We start from the raw sequence: 16578 nt of genomic DNA on the forward strand, positions 1-16578 counted from the left end.
AGTAGCAGCCAAATCCGGCCGCAAACGGGCATTCACGGGGTGGTTGCGAATCCCTCTGCGAAGGTTCGCAACAGCGGCGGAAAGTTCCTTTCAGTCGCGGGGGCGGCCGCTGATCCTCCGTGAAATGGATAAAAAGGTATCTGGGACCGGGCCAAGGCCACCCGCATCAGGCGGCACGCGACCGCCCATCTCAGTGCCCCATGCCCGGCATCAACTCGCCGTTATAGATGTCCGGGTTCTGCGGGCCTTCGACATTGAGAATTCCGAGCAGGCCACGCTCAGCGCGAGCAAGCGCGTGATCGACCAATGTGTAGTTGCCGGGCACCTGGACTTTGAACTCGGTGATCGCAGCGCCTCCCGGCGGGACGGTCACGGTCTGAATTCCCCGGAGCGGCGGCGTGGTTATCCCGCCAAGCAGATAGACCTTGTCGAAGATCTCGCCGATCACATGAAAGGAGGAGGTGTAGTTCGGCCCGCCGACGCCGAAGAAGATCCGCACGGTGTCGCCGACCTTCGCATGCAGCGGGTGCAATTTGCTCAACGCGCCGACCGAGCCGTTGAACACGAAATATTCAGGCCGTTCGTCCAGCAGCTTCTCGACGCTGAACTCGGCGCTGCCGTGCTGGCCGTACGGGATGTCGGAATAGATTTCGCCCTGCATGACATAGAATTCGTGATCCACCGGCGGCAGCCCGCCTTCCGGCTCGACCAGGATCATTCCGTACATCCCGTTCGCGATGTGCTCGGCGACCATCGGCGTGGCGCAGTGATAGACGAACAGACCCGGCACCAGCGCCTTCCATGTCATCGACTTCTCACCGCCTGGATCGACCTGCAACGATGCGGCGCCGCCGCCAGGACCGGTTGCCGCATGGAAGTCGACGGAATGGATCATGGCGCTGTCGGCCGAGTTCTTGAGGTGAATCTCGACCGTGTCGCCGACGCGGACGCGGATGAAAGGACCGGGCACCTTGCCGTTGAACGTCCAGTAACCGAACGTCGTGCCTTCCGCGAGCCGGCCTTCCACCTCGACGCTGAGAAGATCGACGCGGACCGTCTGCGGGTCGCGTTTGCCGATCGGTGGCGGCAGATCGCCAGGTTCACGGGAGATGTCGGCCTCGACCACGGTCTGTGGTGCGGCCCGCGGCGTCACGATGAACTGGCCTTCCATGCCGGCGAGCCTGTGCCCGGGCACGCTGCAATAATAGACGAAGTCGCCCGACCTCGCCGCGCGGAATGCGATCGTCGTGCTGGCGCCCTTGCCTGTCACCCTCGGCGACTTCGCATCCTGATCCGGGAATACGACGTCGTGCTCGGCGCCTTCGCCGTTGATCAGCGTGAGCTGAACCACTTGCCCTTCGACCGCAGTCAGGACCGGATTGACCTTGCCGTCGATGGCGCCGCCGACTCCGATATAGACCATGCGCCCTTCAGCGATGGCGGATCTCAACGTGTACTTCGCGTCGGCGACGTAGCCGATATCGGCTCCCGTTACCGTCTGCGGGGCTTGCGAGACCGGAGGTGGGGGCGTGGGCGCCGGCGAGGGAGCCTGCTGCGTTGTGGGTGCTGTGGCCGCGCCCGACGATGCGGCTAGAAAGGCGATCACATCGGCACGGTCGTGATCGGTCTTCAGTCCGGGGAAGGGCATCTTATTGCCGGGGACGACGCTCGCGGGATCTTTGAGATAGCGATCGAGCGTCTGCGCGTTCCAGACGATGTCGGCTCCTTTCATCGCCGGCGAGTAGTTGTAGTTCGGCTCGGTCCCCGCTTTGCGCCCGATGACACCGGCGAGCGAAGGGCCGAGCATGTTCTTGCCCGCTTCAATCGAATGGCAGGCCTGGCACTTGCGGAAGACCAGGCGGCCGGCCGCTGGATCGCCGGCGGTTGTCGTTACTGCCGCTGCCGGGCTTGGGCTTGGATAAGGGCTTGGGCTTGGCGAGGCAGCCCGCCCTTGGCCGCTGGTTTGCGACTCCGGCGCAGCTTGCGCCGCGTGCGGCTGGTGGTTCGTCGCGGGCGGCTGTCGGGGCGAGGATTGCTGTGTTGCCGGAGCTTGTTGGACGGCCGGCGCAGCCGATGCGGGCTGTTGTTTCGACTCTTGTGACGCTGCGGGCTCGGGTATCGACGCGTTCTGCGCGGTGGGGGTGAGAGCGGTTTCAGCCTGCGATTTTCCCGGCTCTGTGTCCGTCTGGCTGGACGCCGGCATCGTGCTGCCTGGCGGGTACAAGATCGTGGCCAGCGAGAAACCACCAACGATCAGCACCACTCCGAGCAGGAGTATCGACCATCGGCGAGCCGCCCCGACGAGCGTGGGCCTCATTCGATCCATGCTGCTTCCGCAAGCGTTTTGCGGAATCTCGGTGCATCACGCGCGTCCGTCAACCAACATATGTTTGAGGGCAGGCACCTCCCGCAAACGTGTCGAGGCGGAGTAGCGATGAACCGCCGCGTCGCGTGCCCATCACCAGTGATGGCGGGGGGCACAGATCAGCGCCCGCGCAGCCGCTCCAGCACCTCGGCGGAGGCGAAGCCATCCGCCGGTGCGCCGATCGAGGCCTGGAAGTTCCGCAGCGCCTCGCGGGTCTGGCCGCCGAACTGGCCGTCCGGCGTGCCGCGGTAGAAGCCGCGCTCGGCGAGCAGCTGCTGCAGCTCCAGCCGCTCCGCGCGCGACAGCGTGCGCTCCTCGCGCGGCCAAGCCTGGACGAACGGCTGGCCGCCGCGCAGCCGGTCGGCGAAATGGCCGATCGCGAGCGCGTAAGCCTCGGCCGGATTGTATTTCATGATGACGCGGAAATTCTGCATCATCAGAAAGCCGGGCCCTTGCGCGCCTGCCGGGGCCAGCAGATAGGCCTTGTCGGCCGAGCGCGGAAATGCCTGCCCGTTGGGGCGCTTCAGGCCCATCTGCTCCCATTGCGCCAGGGTCATGACCTTGGCGCGGTCCGCCAGCATGTAGTTGAAGCCCTGCGGCACCACGACCTCGTAGCCCCAGCTCTGGCCGGTCTGCCAGCCGTCCTTCTTGAGGTTGTTGGCCGTGGAGGCGATCAGGTCGGCGGCATTGTCGACCACGTCGCGGCGGCCGTCGCCGTCGGCATCGACCGCGTAGCGCTTGAACGCGGTCGGCATGAACTGGGTCGGGCCGAAGGCGCCGGCCCAGGAGCCGCGCATCTGTTCGGGCCTCAGGTCACCGTGATGGAGGATCTCCAGCGCCGACAGGAACTCTTCCTTGAAATAGGCCTGGCGGCGGCCGATGCAGGCGAGGGTCGCGGTGGACTGCAGCACGCTGCGATCGCCGATCTGGGTGGAATAGTTCGACTCGATGCCCCAGATCGCCGCGATGATGTAGCGGTCGACCCCGTAGGCCCGCTCGGTCGCATCGAACTGCGCCTTGTAGGTGGCGAGCACCTCGCGGCCCTTGGCCAGCCGGTTGTCGTTCACCAGGATATCCAGATACTCCCAGATCGACTTGGTGAACTCCGGCTGCGCATCGAGCAGGTCCATGATCCGCAGGTCGGGGGACAGCCCTGCCGTGAACCGCTGAAAACTCTCCTGCGAGATGCCGCGCCGTGCGGCATCGGGCCACATCCCGGCGATGCAGTTATCAAAATTCGCCGCCGCCTCGCGAATCGCAGCCGCCGTCATCAGCGGATGGCCGGAGGCGCCGTCCTCCCCGCTCCAGGGCAGCGGGCCGCCCCCCGGCGCCGGGGGCGTTGACTGCGCATTGCTCGCATTGCCCTTGGCGAAAGAGCCGGTGAAGAGATTGTCAAGAAAGTTCAAGGGATTGTTGCCGGACTGGGCGCGGACCGGGGTTGCGCAGGTGACGGCAGCGGCGAGTGCCACGGCGCCGGCCAGCAGAATCGCGGATGGTTCCGTTCGTCGTCCCATGTTCACTCGCTGCCTCACAAATCAGGCGTCCAGGAGGCCTTGTCTCGGTTTCCAGAAGATTAACGAACCTCCGGTTTCATCCGCAGGCAAATTTTCTGCAGCGCACCCTGGCTGTCTGGAACTGTTGGCCAACATCCGCCTTTGTTCTCGGCTGCAAACCAGCTACCAGGATGCGATCCATTTCGCATTCATATCTTTGCAAGGTCCAGTTTCGCCCCATGAAAATCCGCAAAGCTGTTTTTCCGGTCGCCGGCCTCGGCACCCGTGTCCTTCCCGCCACCAAAGCGATGCCGAAGGAGATGCTGACCATCGTCGACAGGCCGCTGATCCAATATGTGTTCGATGAGGCCAAGGAAGCGGGGATCGAGCATTTCGCGTTCGTGACCGGGCGCAACAAGACCGCGATCGAAGACCATTTCGACCGGATGTACGAGCTCGATGCGACTTTGGCCGCGCGCGGCAAGAAGACCGAGATGGAGATCCTTGCGCGCGACCAGCCGGAAGCCGGCGCAGTCAGCTTCACCCGGCAGCAATCGCCGCTCGGGCTTGGGCATGCGGTGTGGTGTGCCCGCGACATCATCGGTGACGAGCCGTTCGCGGTGGTGCTGCCGGACGAACTGGTCTTGAACAAGCCGGGCTGCCTCGCCCAGATGATCGCCGCCGCGGGCAAGCTGCCGGAGAAGTCCAATGTGCTGGCCGTGCAGGAGGTGCCGGCCGACCAGACCCATCAATACGGCATCTGCGGCGTCGGCAAGCGCGACGGCAAGATGTTCGAGGTCGACGGCATGGTCGAGAAGCCGGCGAAGGGCACGGCGCCATCGAACTTCTCGATCACCGGCCGCTATATCCTGCAGCCGGAGATCTTCAAGATCCTGGCAACGCAGGAGCGCGGCGCCGGCGGCGAGATCCAGCTCACCGATGCGATGATCGGCCTGTCCAAGACGCAAAAGTTCTATGGCGTGGAGTTCGAGGGCGAACGGCACGATTGCGGTTCGAAGTCGGGCTTCCTGCGCGCCAACATCGCCTTCGGCATGGCGCGCCCTGACCTGCGCGAAAGCTTGCGCGAGGACATGAGGAAATATCTCGAGGGCTGAGCCAAGGTGTCGTTTGAACGCTCGCAGGGCCGCGCATCCCGCGGCCCTTGTCGGTCTGAGAGCGCGACCTCGCGGTGATGGCAAGCTCTAGCCGGAGCCCGAGCCGCCGTCCGCGATGAGCGCCGAGCCGGTCATGTAGGTCAGCTCCGGAGCGGCCATCGCAACCGCGAATTCCGCGATTTCTTCCGGCTTAGCCATCCGCTTGATCCCCGGCAGATTGACGCGCGCCCACTGAGCGGCACCGATCTCCCACATCGCGTCGGGCATCGCCTCGGTGCCGCCGACGCGCCGGACCAGTGCGGTGTCGGTGGTGCCCGGTACGATCGCATTGATGCGGATGCCCTTCTCAGCATAGTCCAGCGCCGCCGACCGGACCAGGCCGATCAGGCCGGACTTGGTGGCGGTATAGACGCTGCGTCGGGCGCTGGTGCGATGCTCGTTCGACGACGAGGTGACGAGAATGGTGCCGCCCCCGCGCTTGAGCATTTCCGGGATCTGATACTTCATCGCGAAGAATACGCCGCGCAGATTGGTAGCGACGATGTCGTTCCATTCCGCCGCGGCGAATTCATGCAGCGGCTTTTCCAGCGTGATGCCGGCATTGTTCAGCGCAATGTCGAGCCCGTCGAATGTATCGACCGCCTGTCGGACGAAGTCTTCGACCTGGGCCTCCTCGCGCACATCGGCGCGGATGTAGCGCGCGCGACCACCCGCAGCCCGGATCTGCTCTTCGACCTCGCGACCCAACCCCTCGCGGCGGCCGCAGAAGGCCACCGCCGCGCCCTGGCGCGCGAACGCCAAGGCGGCGGCGCGGCCGATGCCGGACGTCGCCCCCGTGATCAGTACGACCTTTCCTGCAAAGCGCTTGGGCGCCTCGACGATAGTGGGGGCGGGCGAACGGCTCGCCTGCGCCAGCGCCACGCCGCCAACAGCGCCGAGCGCGATCCCGCCGGCGACGCCGGCGAGGGTGAGCGCCTTGCGGCGCGAGGGGGCTGGAGTGGTCGGTCGTTCGTCCATGGTTGTGCACTCCCTGCTTCTTGCGTTTGTGCCGTAATGTGAACGCTGATAACATCATTCTATGTAAAATATGATCACTGTCAACATGTGAGTTGGATGACCAAGCCGAGCCGCACAAAGCCTGTCCGAAAGCGCGCCGTTAAGGAGCCGCGCCCCTATCACCATGGTGATCTCAGGCGCGCGCTGATCGTGGCCGCGACCGAGCTTTTGGAGCGGGAAGGCGCCGAGGCGCTGTCGTTTCGCGCGGTCGCGCGCACCGCCGGCGTGTCACAATCGGCGCCCTACAATCATTTCTCCGGTAAGGAGGATCTGCTGGCGACGGTTGCCGAAGCCGGTTTTCGCGCGCTCGCATCTTCGCAGGCCGAAACCGCCGCGCGCGTGGCGGCGGGAGAGCAGCGCATGATCGCGCTCGGCCTGGATTATATTGGTTTTGCTGCGGCTCATCCGCAGCTCTATCGCCTGATGTTCGGCGTCGGCGTTCCCGATTGGCATGCCTATCCGCAGGTCTCCGAAGCCAAGCAGGCGAGCTTCGTGCCAATCCGGGCTGCGCTTGCCGAAAGCTCGGCGCTGACAAGCTCTATGCCGGCGCTCGATCATGCGGCGGTCGCTGCCTGGGGCCTCGCCCACGGGCTCGCCATGCTGCGCATCGATGGTTCATTGGGACGACGCAACGCGCCTGGCGCCATTCCTCCGGAAGAGGGGGCACTGCGATTGTTCGCGCGCGGGCTGAGGTATACGTTGGCCGGTGCGGGGGGCGAGGTCGAGCGATCCTCGTGAAAGCAGCCGCTGGCTGGCAGCTTATGGCTGCCCTTCGCCGGCTGCCCATAGCGCATCGAGGCCGGCGCGGTAATTCGGATAGCGCAAGCGAAGCGCAAGGTCCCGCTTGGCCCTTATATTCCGGACCCGCCGGTTGCTGGCATAGAAACTCCGCGCCATCGGCGACAGCTCCGCGGTCTCGAACGGCTGTTCCGGCGGCGCCGCCACGCCCATCAGCGATGCCGCATAGGCGATCACGTCCTGCGGCGGCGCCGGCTCGTCGTCGCAGATATTCCAGGTGCCGCCGGCCTTCGGTGCGATCGCGCCCATGATCGCCGCGGCCGCATCGTCGACATGGATGCGATTGAACACCTGGCCCGGCTTGACGATGCGTCGCGCCCGCCCGGCGCGGAGTTCGACCAGCGCATTACGACCGGGTCCATAGATGCCGCCAAGCCTGAGCACCGCGAGCCGGTCGCCGAGCCGCGCGCGCCATTGCGCCTCGACCTGCACTCTTGCCTTGACGCGATCATGCTCCGGCGCGAGCGGCGTGTCCTCGTCGATCCAGTCTCCCTGATGGTCAGCATAGACGCCGATGGTCGAAAGATAGATCACGCGCCGCGCATTGCCATCGGCGATCGCGCGGCCGAAGGCGCCGAGCACGGGATCGTCGGCTGGGCCCGGCGGCACGGAAATCAGGATCACGTCGGCGCGGGCGGCTTTGGCGATCGTCTCGGCAGCGGCTGTGGTGCCGTCGAACAGATCGAGCTCGAGCGGCGCAAGCCGCGCGCGCTTTTCTTCGGTGCGGACCGTTCCGGAGGTGTGGGCGAAGCGATCGCCGTAGTGCTGGACGAAACGCCCTGCGGTGTAGCCGAGGCCGATGACGAAGAGGTTCATGGGTCCGCCTTATCCTGGATGGCGATCGCCATCCGCGCTTGCGCTGGCACTTTCAATAGCCGATGTCATATAAGGACCGAAAGGAGACGGCGCGCGATGAGCTTCCAATCGATCTACCGGCACGGCTTTGCCCGGGTTGCGGCCTGTGTGACGACGTCGCACGTCGCCGATCCCGCCGCAAATGCGGCCGCGATCCTGGAGACGGCGCGAGCCTGCCATGCGAGGTCCGCCGCGGTGGCCGTGTTCCCGGAGCTCTGCGTCTCCGGCTATGCAATCGAGGATCTCGTTAACCAAGACCCGCTGCTGGATGCCGTCCAGCGCGCCCTTGCCGACATCGTGGACGGATCGCGTGAGCTGATGTCGGTGCTGATCGTCGGCGCGCCGCTGCGGTTCGGCCATCGCATCTACAACTGCGCCGTCCTCATTCATCGCGGCCGGATCCTCGGCGTGGTGCCGAAGATCTATTTGCCGACCTATCGCGAGTTCTACGAGGGCCGCCATTTCGCGTCCGGCGCCGGCATCGTCGGCCAGCAGATCGAGGTCGCCGGCGCGACCGCGCCGTTTGGTACCGACCTGCTGTTTGCCGCCGATGACGTCGCGGGCCTCGTCGTCGGCGTCGAGATCTGCGAGGACATGTGGATTCCGGTCACTCCGGCCTCGGAGCTGGCGCTCGCCGGCGCCACCGTGCTCGTCAATCTCTCCGGCAGCCCGATCACGGTCGGGCGCGCGAGTTCGCGTTCGCTGCTGTGCCAGTCGACATCGGCGCGCTGTCTCGCTGCCTATATCTACGCAGCTGCCGGTGTCGGCGAATCCACCACCGACCTTGCCTGGGACGGCCAGACCTCGATCTTCGAGAATGGCGTGCTGCTTGCCGAAAGCGAGCGCTTCCTTCAGACCGGCCAGACCATCTTCGCCGATATCGATCTCGATCTGTTGCGCCAGGAACGTGCCCTGATGGGCACCTTCGACGACAATGCCCGCGTGCGCGCCAAGGACAGCGTGAGCTATCGCCGCATCGGCTTTGCGCTCGCGCCGCCCGCCGATGACATCGGCTTCGTCCGCAAGCTCGAGCGCTTCCCTTTCGTGCCGAGCGATCCGGCGCGGCTCGACCAGGACTGCTACGAGGCCTACAACATCCAGGTCGCCGGGCTCACGCAGCGGCTGCGCGCCACCGGCACCAAGCGCATCGTGATCGGCGTCTCAGGCGGCCTCGACTCGACGCATGCGCTGATCGTCGCCGCGAAGGCGATGGACCTGCTCGGCCTGCCGCGCACGAACATCCTCGCCTATAACCTCCCGGGCTTTGCCACCGGCAGCGCCAGCAAGGCCTACGCGCACGCCTTGATGCGCGCGCTCCAAGTCAGCGCCACCGAGCTCGACATCCGCCCGGCGGCGACGCAGATGCTGAAGGATATCGGCCATCCGTTCGGACGCGGCGAAGCGGTCTACGACATCACCTTCGAGAACGTGCAGGCGGGCCTGCGCACCGACTATCTGTTCCGCCTCGCCAATGACCGCGGCGGCATCGTGCTCGGCACCGGCGATCTGTCCGAGCTTGCGCTCGGCTGGTGCACCTATGGCGTCGGCGATCAGATGTCGCATTACAACGTCAATTCCGGCGTGCCGAAGACGCTGATCCAGCACCTGATCCGCTGGGTGGTCGCGACCCGGCAATTCTCTGATGAGGTCGGCAAGACGCTGGAGCAGGTTCTGGCGGCGGAGATCTCGCCGGAGCTGGTGCCGGTCGCGGAGGGCGAGACGCCGCAGAGTACGGAGGCCGCGATCGGCCCCTATGAGCTGCAGGACTTCAATTTGTTCTACACGCTGCGCTATGGCTTCCGTCCGTCGAAGATCGCGTTCATGGCGCATCACGCATGGAAAGATGCCGATGCCGGCGCGTGGCCGCCGGGCTTTCCGGCCGCCAAGCGGCGCGCCTATGCGCTCGCCGACATCAAGCATTGGCTGGAGGTGTTCCTGCGGCGCTTCTTCGCCTTCAGCCAGTTCAAGCGCTCGGCGATGCCGAACGGGCCGAAAGTGGTGGCCGGCGGCTCGCTATCGCCACGCGGCGACTGGCGCGCGCCGTCGGACGGCAACGCCGCGGCGTGGCTCGAGGAGCTCGCGCGCAACGTGCCGAGCGACGTCAAGGCTTGACCTGGCGCGGCCAAGCGATTTTCAACGGAGCATATGATGAGCATCACCGGCATTTCCTCGATGGCGACGCGGCAGATTCTGGCCGAGCTCGCGGCGGCGTATGAGGAGGCGACCGGCGAGGCGGTCACGATCGAATCCGTCGGCGGCGTCGATGCCGCCAAGCGCGTCCGCGCTGGCGAGCCGTTCGACATCGCGGTGCTTGCCTCGGACGCGCTGGCGAAGCTGGAGGCCGATGGTTGTCTCGTGCCCGGCAGCATCGTCAACATGGCGGAATCGCCGATGGCGCTGGCGGTGCGTGCAGGCAGCCCGCGGCCGGAGCTGAGCGAAGCCGGCGTGCGCGCGGCGATGGCGAACGCGCGTTCGATCGGCATCTCCACCGGCCCGAGCGGCACGCATGTGCTGAAGCTCGCCCGCGACTGGGGCCTGGAGGACGTGGTCAAGGATCGTATCGTGCAGGCGAAGCCCGGCATTCCCGTTGCGAAGCTGCTGGCCGATGGCGAGGTCGAACTTGGCTTCCAGCAGCTCAGCGAGATGATGGGCGCCCCCGGCATCGATGTCGTCGGTCTGTTGCCGGCCTCACTGCAGCCGGGCACGGTATTCGCCGCCGGCCTTTGCAAGGCTGCGACGCAGCCGGATGCCGCCCGCGCCTTCATCGCTTTTCTCGCCTCCGACGAAACCGCGGAGACCAAGCGGCGTCACGGCATGACGCCCGCGTGAGGCCGCAGGCTGCCGCTTCTGCGATTTTGCCAAGGTGGCGCTCCGAGGGCGATGAGCAACGACGCTTCGCCGCCGCCCCGCAAGGCAGCAATGATGAACGCGAAGGTCGACGGGAAAAGCGCCTGTTATCAATTGTTTGACCGCGTTGGTGGAGCCGGTGACAACCCAAGGTTAAAAAGGCGTAATCCGCAGGATGGAACTCCTATGTCGCGCGGGGGTTGGGCGTGCGTGAGTTCAACCAACGGAGATTCATTCATGAAGACGACTCAGCTCGCTATCGCCGTGCTTGTTGCCTCGACCCTGGCGGCCGCTCCTTTTGCCGCTCAGGCGAAATCGCACAAGACCAGGCATCATCACTCCGCGACCTCGTCGCAGACCACGACGGGCTCGAACATGCGCTCCGGCACCAGCGCCAATCCGTCGAGCCAGGGCAATGTCGGTCCGGGAACGAATCAAGCCGGCAGCATGTCGAAGTAAGCGAGTGAGCTTCCACTCAGCGACCACAAAGTAAGCTTCGTTCAGCGTAAGAAAGCCCCGGACCTCCGGGGCTTTCTTGACGCATGGGGGAGCGTGTCCCTGCAAGCCTGAGCAGACTGGGCCGCGTCGCCGGCGGGCTACGCGCTGCTGTTAGACGCCGGTCGAACCTGCCGGTTTGGTATAAGGTGTAGCCTCACCGATCGGGCGCGGGCGGGATGGCGAATAAGCTCACACGAAAGCTCAAGACCTTTCAAACTTCGCTCGGCTTTTTCGACCTGGCGATTGCGGCGCCGTCCATGAAGGCGGCGTTGGAGGCGTGGGGCGCGCGCAGCAATCTCTTCCATCAGGGTGCCGCCAGGGAAACCGACGATCGCGCGATCGTCGCCGCCACGCTGGCGAAGCCCGGCATCGTGCTCAAGCGCCAGGTCGGCACCAACCAGCCCTTCACCGAGCATGCCGGCCTGCCGACGAGGCTGGCAGGTCCCGAGCGCGACAGGCCACGGAAATCTCCTCGTACACCAGCGCGCCCATCGTCGCGGACGACCGATAAGGCGGCAGAGCGCACGGCGGCGCTGGCATTCGCGCGGGCGCAGAAGCAGCGCGCGGCCGAGCGGCAGAAGGAAGAGGCCGCGCTGGTGAAGGCGCGCGCCCGGCGCGACACGGCGGCGGCGAAGGCGCAAGCGGCGCTCGAGAAGGCCCGGCGCGCGCATGAGGCAAGAGCTGATGCCATCGAAACCGAGCGCGCCGCGCTCGATGAGCGGACGCAGGCCGAGGCTGAGCGATGGGGGCAGGAGAAGGCGAAGCTGGAAGCCGCGCTGCGCCGGGCCCGGGAACAGGGATAAGCACTGCTGAAAAAAACAGAGTAGGCTGTGTCGACCCGGCCATGTCCCGTTCGTCTTTGAACCGTATGGGATGCATGGAGAGCAAGGCATGAGCACATCGCGCTATCGGTGGGTCATCGTCGCGGCCGGCGGTCTTCTGGGCTGCGTCGCGATCGGAGGAATGTTTTCGCTGCCGGTCTTCCTCAAGCCGATCGCGGCCGACACCGGCTGGTCGGTGGCCGGCGTGTCCAGCGCGATGACGATCGGCTTCCTGGCCATGGCCTTCACCAGCATGGGCTGGGGCACGCTCTCCGATCGCGTCGGGCCGCTTCCGGTGGTGCTGACCGGTTCGATCCTGCTGGCGGTGAGCCTGGCGCTGGCCAGCTTCGCCTCCTCGCTGATCACGTTTCAGCTGATGTTCGGCCTCATGGTCGGCGGCGCGACGGCCGCGATCTTCGCGCCGATGATGGCGACCGTCACCGGCTGGTTCGAGACTCATCGCAGCCTCGCGGTGTCGCTGGTCTCGGCCGGCATGGGCATGGCGCCGATGACCATGTCGCCGCTCGCGGCCTGGCTGGTTTCGAGCCACGATTGGCGGACCTCGATGCGGCTCATCGCCGTCGTCGTCTCTGCGATCATGATCCCGGTGTCGCTGCTGGTGCGGCGTGCGCCCGCACCCGAGCGCCGCGAAGCCGCCGCGCCCGGGCAGGATACCGCGCCGTCCGAGATGACGCTGTCGCAGGCGGTGCGCTCGCCGCAGTTCATGATCCTGCTCGCCACCAACTTCTTCTGCTGCGCCACGCATTCGGGCCCGATCATCCATACCGTGAGCTATGCGGTCTCCTGCGGCATTCCGCTGATCGCGGCGGTGACGATCTACAGCGTCGAGGGCCTCGCCGGGATGGGCGGCCGGATCGCATTCGGTCTGCTTGGCGACCGCTTCGGCGCCAAGCGCGTACTGGTGCTCGGCCTGCTGGCGCAGGCCTTCGGTGCACTGGCCTATGTCTTCGTGCGCGAGCTCGCCGCGTTCTATTCCGTCGCCGCGCTGTTCGGCTTCATCTATGCCGGCACCATGCCGCTCTACGCCGCGATCGCGCGGGAGAATTTTCCGCTGCGGATGATGGGCACCGTCATCGGCGGCACCGCCATGGCCGGCAGCCTCGGCATGGCGACCGGTCCGCTCGCCGGCGGCCTGATCTACGACGCCTTTTCCAGCTATGCTTGGCTCTACATCGGCTCCTGGCTGATGGGCCTCGGCGCCTTCCTGATCGCCATGACGTTCAGGCCGTTCCCGAAGTTGGAGCCGGAGCCCGCGCCGGCGCAGGTGTCGGCGTAGGTCGAGGCTTAGCCGGTGGTCGCGATGGGCTCGCGTTCCAGCCAAAAGCCAGGGGCTTGGTACCAGACCTGCTCCATCTCGGCATGCGCAGGGGCGCCGAGATGGAGCGCGCAAATTGGGATCTTCAAGGGCGCCAAGCCCTTCATCGCACTTTCCAAGCGTTGGCTGGCTTCGGCATCACGCTGCCCAACGCAAGGAAAGATGCTGACTCCGCCGATCGATGATACCGCAAAAGCGTTGCCGCGCCGGGTGGCACGCAGCAGGAAGCCCCGCCAAGATTCGGTGGTCAGTGGCAGCAGAAGCCTGCCGCCCTCGGCCAAGCGCTCGAGCCATCCTCGCGACGGATGCGTGCATCCGGCGAACACGATGATCGCATCAAACTCGCCGGCTTCGATGTGGCCATCATTTGAGATCACATCGATCTGCGGCCAGCCCGCAAGGTTCGAGCGAGCCTGTGATGCCAGCTCAGTGTCGATTTCGACGGCAGTGACCAAACCATCGGGGCCGATGATCTCTGCTATCACGGCCGAATAGTAGCCGGTGCCGGCGCCGATCTGGAGAACGCGCTCCCCCGGCCTCAGGTCGAGCCGGTCCAGATTGCGTGCCCAGAAGCTCGGCATTCCGTTGTTGAGATTGCGGCTGGCGTCGATCGAGACAAGGATGTCATGATAAAGCCAGCGCGGGTCATTGTCGGGCGTCAGAAACGGCTCGTCGTAGGGAGACGGGATGATGCGCCAAGGGCCGGGACCGACGAATTGCTCGCGGGGGACCACGGCAAATGCCCGGATCAGTTCCGGATTGGCCAGCACCGGGGTCTTGTAGCGCAAGTCTTCAGCGTACCAGCGACGCGCTGCCGCCAGGCATGTGTCCATGAGGCTTTCTCCTGTCGCGGTTGGACAGATACGATGCGATCACGACCCGCTCGCGCGGACAGGCTCAAAAAAAATTTGGATGGCCTGTCCGCATCCGGCGAGTCTGATCGCATAGTGATCGTCATGGAACGAACGACACTTTCCTCGGTGAGCAGCGTCGCGGTGGCCCGGTCTGCGGCCGATGTTTGGGGCGCGATCCAGGCGCTATCCGAAGCCGATCTCGTGCGGCTCCGGGCGCTGGCGCATCTCTGGAGCCGGGGGTTGCCGGGAGGGCTTGGCTGGACCGACATCCTCCACGAAGCGATCGTCCGCGTTCTCGACGGATCGCGTCCCTGGCCATTTGGCGTCGCCATTCTGCCGTTTCTGGCCGGAGTCATGCGCAGCATCTGCGACGATCAGTGGCGGCGTGCACGGTATGAGCAGCGGCTTCTGGTGAGCTGCGACGATCCGGACCAGGGCCGCGACGAGCCCGCTGACGATGCTCCGGATTCCGAGCGGATCGTCAGTTCGGTCAACGCGCTGGCTGATATCTATCGGCTCTTCTCGGCCGATCCGGTGGTGTTGAAGATCATAGCAGGGATGGCGTGCGGCCTGACAGCAAAGGACATCTGCCGGACCTACGACATTTCCGATCTCGACTACGACACCGCGCGGCGACGCATGCGCCGCACTCTCATGCGCCATCAACGAACCTGGAGCGTGCCGTGACCCGTTGGCAACCACCTCATGAACTGGTCCGCCTGCTCGATGCGCTGAGCGAGGAAATCCTCACCGCGACGGACGAGGACGTGCGGCAAATGCACGGAGGGCAGCTCGCGATGACAGCCGGTGAAGTCGATGTGCTCGTCAAGGCCGCATGCGCGGAAGCCGAGGGATGTACCACCAAAGGTCTTGGGACGGGCCCGGTCGAGCCGGGAGTTGCTCCGCAATCGGACGGGTCTGCGCGCCTATCGCTGCATCAGCGGCATTGAGCCGGTGCCGCGCGCTTTGTCAGGCGATCGTTCGCTCCGCCAAGACGATGGCCTCCGCAAAGCGCTCGCGCGCCGCCGCGTAGCGATCGATGAACTCTGCAATGCAATCGTCTGCCGGTGCACCGGTTCGCGCGTGCTCGACGAACATTGGCACGCCGTAGACCGAGCGATGCATGTCTCGAATGCCGGCGACGAGTGCCAGGCGGTCCGTGTCCGATAGCGCAGCGAGCGGCGTGTTGTTCGGACTACGCGCGAGACGAGCGATCAACCACCCGGTCGCATCCGCCTCCGCTCGCAGATGTAGCCGCTCCGATTGCCACGCCGTGATGTCCCGTGCGATCATCCGCATGACAATCGCATGACGGCCGGACGGCAGCGTGAGCCGTTTCGCCAGCCATTTCCGAACGAGTGCAGGGTAATTCACGTAGAGCCGCAATCAATCCAAGGTCGGGACGCGGATAAAGCTCTTGAAATGTCTCTTGCTGATGACAGTCGCTCGTCGGCAAGCTGCTCTTGTCATAAGATCTACTTCTGACCATGCTTGAACGGCGCTTATGGCCAATATCAAGGCACGTCCGTCGCGTGACGACGAAAGGAGATGCGCGGTGGAGCGATCGGCCAGACCGCTGCACCATGCGATCACGCTGCGACAGATGCGCGCATTTCTGTTGACGGTTGAAAGATCCAGCGCGTCGGCTGCCGCACGCCTGCTCGGCGTCTCGCAGTCGGCCGTGAGCCAGCAGCTTCAGGAAATGGAGAAGCTGCTGCAGGTGAAACTGCTCGAACGTGTCGGTGTCCGGATATTGCCCACGCAGGCGGGGCGCGCATTGATGGCACCGGTGCGGCAGGCGCTCGCTGCGGTCGAGCGGATGGAGCCCGCGATTGCCGAATTCCGCAACGATGGCACGGGAACGGTCCGTCTTGGGACCGGTGCGACGGCCTGCATCCATTTTCTTCCGAAACCGCTGGCGCAAATCCGTGCTCAATTACCGAAGCTGCAGGTCCTCGTCGTCACGGGGAACACCGACGAGATCGTCAAGGGCGTCGAGAACGGCTCGATCGATGTCGGCTTGATCACGGGCGATCCGGCTCGCCCGAATCCCACGATCCACGTCGAAGAGATCCTGGTTGAAGATCTCGTCGCGATCGTGCCGAAAGCGAACGCGTGCCGACTTCCTGAGACCTTGCGTCCGCGCGACCTCGCAGGCCTGCCGCTGATCCTGTTCGACCCGGCGGGACGCACTCGCGATATCATCGACGCGTGGTTCCAGCGCGATGGTGTCAAGCCGATCGCCGCGATGGAGCTCGGCAGCATCGAGGCCATCAAGACGCTCGTTGGTGCCGGTCTCGGCGCATCGCTGATTCCCCGTCTTGCGACCAATTGTCTCGGCCCCGACATCGTCAGCCGGCCGATCACAGGGCCGATCCAACGGCGGCTTTGTCTCGCATTGCGCATCGACAAGGTGCTCGATGCAGGACTGCGGACCACGCTTGCTCAGCTGCGCTCGGCAGCGGCGCATATGAGTTAGGTACTCATAAGCAGAAGCATTGCTTCCCATTAGGCAGCGTTTTGCGATTGTTACATTCTTG

16 protein-coding genes are annotated in these 16578 nt (G+C 65.3%); 10 read left to right on the forward strand and 6 right to left on the reverse strand.

The features are described from left to right. Positions 1-190 precede the first annotated feature (190 nt). Positions 191-2326, reverse strand: a complete 2136-nt coding sequence (gene nirK, locus QX071_RS30930; protein WP_315702996.1) for a copper-containing nitrite reductase — start codon at positions 2324-2326, stop codon at positions 191-193. Positions 2327-2484: 158 nt separating this feature from the next. Next, the gene (locus QX071_RS30935; RefSeq protein WP_315702997.1) at positions 2485-3879 is read right to left on the reverse strand and encodes a lytic murein transglycosylase; all 1395 of its coding nucleotides are present in this window, start codon (positions 3877-3879) and stop codon (positions 2485-2487) included. A gap of 218 nt (positions 3880-4097) precedes the next feature. On the opposite strand from QX071_RS30935, the gene galU reads away from it, so the two are divergent. Beyond that, on the forward strand, positions 4098-4973 hold the full coding sequence (gene galU, locus QX071_RS30940; RefSeq protein WP_315702998.1) for a UTP--glucose-1-phosphate uridylyltransferase GalU: 876 nt from the start codon (positions 4098-4100) through the stop codon (positions 4971-4973). Positions 4974-5060: 87 nt separating this feature from the next. On the opposite strand, the gene QX071_RS30945 is transcribed toward galU, so the two are convergent. Then, on the reverse strand, positions 5061-5990 hold the full coding sequence (locus QX071_RS30945) for an SDR family NAD(P)-dependent oxidoreductase (RefSeq protein ID WP_315702999.1): 930 nt from the start codon (positions 5988-5990) through the stop codon (positions 5061-5063). A 96-nt stretch (positions 5991-6086) separates the two neighbouring features. Between QX071_RS30945 and QX071_RS30950 the strand changes: the two genes are divergently transcribed. Continuing rightward, a complete protein-coding gene (locus QX071_RS30950) occupies positions 6087-6767 on the forward strand; it encodes a TetR/AcrR family transcriptional regulator (RefSeq protein WP_315703000.1) in 681 nt (226 codons plus the stop codon). Between the two features lie 21 nt (positions 6768-6788). Here the strand turns inward: QX071_RS30950 and QX071_RS30955 are convergent, their stop codons facing one another. Beyond that, positions 6789-7643: an NAD-dependent epimerase/dehydratase family protein gene (locus QX071_RS30955; protein WP_315703001.1), complete on the reverse strand. Its 855-nt coding sequence runs from the start codon at positions 7641-7643 to the stop codon at positions 6789-6791. A 96-nt stretch (positions 7644-7739) separates the two neighbouring features. On the opposite strand from QX071_RS30955, the gene QX071_RS30960 reads away from it, so the two are divergent. The 5 genes from QX071_RS30960 (at position 7740) to QX071_RS30980 (ending at position 13145) form a co-directional block, all read left to right on the forward strand. Then, positions 7740-9794: an NAD(+) synthase gene (locus QX071_RS30960; RefSeq protein WP_315703002.1), complete on the forward strand. Its 2055-nt coding sequence runs from the start codon at positions 7740-7742 to the stop codon at positions 9792-9794. Positions 9795-9830: 36 nt separating this feature from the next. Further along, positions 9831-10511, forward strand: a complete 681-nt coding sequence (locus tag QX071_RS30965; protein WP_315703003.1) for a substrate-binding domain-containing protein — start codon at positions 9831-9833, stop codon at positions 10509-10511. A gap of 255 nt (positions 10512-10766) precedes the next feature. Continuing rightward, complete coding sequence (locus tag QX071_RS30970; protein ID WP_315703004.1) at positions 10767-10988, forward strand: hypothetical protein; 222 nt, start codon at positions 10767-10769, stop codon at positions 10986-10988. Between the two features lie 215 nt (positions 10989-11203). Next, positions 11204-11830, forward strand: a complete 627-nt coding sequence (locus QX071_RS30975) for a cell envelope biogenesis protein TolA (protein ID WP_315703005.1) — start codon at positions 11204-11206, stop codon at positions 11828-11830. A gap of 88 nt (positions 11831-11918) precedes the next feature. After that, on the forward strand, positions 11919-13145 hold the full coding sequence (locus tag QX071_RS30980; RefSeq protein ID WP_315703006.1) for an MFS transporter: 1227 nt from the start codon (positions 11919-11921) through the stop codon (positions 13143-13145). An 8-nt stretch (positions 13146-13153) separates the two neighbouring features. On the opposite strand, the gene QX071_RS30985 is transcribed toward QX071_RS30980, so the two are convergent. Next, entirely contained in the window at positions 13154-14017 is an 864-nt protein-coding gene (locus tag QX071_RS30985; protein WP_315703007.1) for a protein-L-isoaspartate O-methyltransferase family protein, read from the reverse strand. Positions 14018-14140: 123 nt separating this feature from the next. Here QX071_RS30985 and QX071_RS30990 point away from each other — a divergent pair, with 123 nt between their 5' ends. Further along, complete coding sequence (locus QX071_RS30990) at positions 14141-14725, forward strand: sigma-70 family RNA polymerase sigma factor (protein ID WP_315703008.1); 585 nt, start codon at positions 14141-14143, stop codon at positions 14723-14725. Next, entirely contained in the window at positions 14722-14988 is a 267-nt protein-coding gene (locus QX071_RS30995) for a hypothetical protein (RefSeq protein ID WP_315703009.1), read from the forward strand. The genes QX071_RS30990 and QX071_RS30995 overlap by 4 nt, the downstream gene beginning before the upstream one ends. 19 nt (positions 14989-15007) lie before the next feature. Here QX071_RS30995 and QX071_RS31000 read toward each other — a convergent pair whose 3' ends face one another. After that, positions 15008-15412 carry a hypothetical protein gene (locus tag QX071_RS31000; RefSeq protein ID WP_315703010.1) on the reverse strand — a complete coding sequence of 135 codons (405 nt, stop codon included), beginning with the start codon at positions 15410-15412 and terminating at the stop codon, positions 15008-15010. Between the two features lie 181 nt (positions 15413-15593). Between QX071_RS31000 and QX071_RS31005 the strand changes: the two genes are divergently transcribed. Continuing rightward, on the forward strand, positions 15594-16517 hold the full coding sequence (locus tag QX071_RS31005; protein WP_315703011.1) for a LysR family transcriptional regulator: 924 nt from the start codon (positions 15594-15596) through the stop codon (positions 16515-16517). The last annotated feature ends 61 nt before the right edge of the window (positions 16518-16578 follow it).

Origin of the sequence: Bradyrhizobium sp. SZCCHNS1022 (genome assembly GCF_032484835.1) — a bacterium.
GTDB lineage: Bacteria > Pseudomonadota > Alphaproteobacteria > Rhizobiales > Xanthobacteraceae > Bradyrhizobium.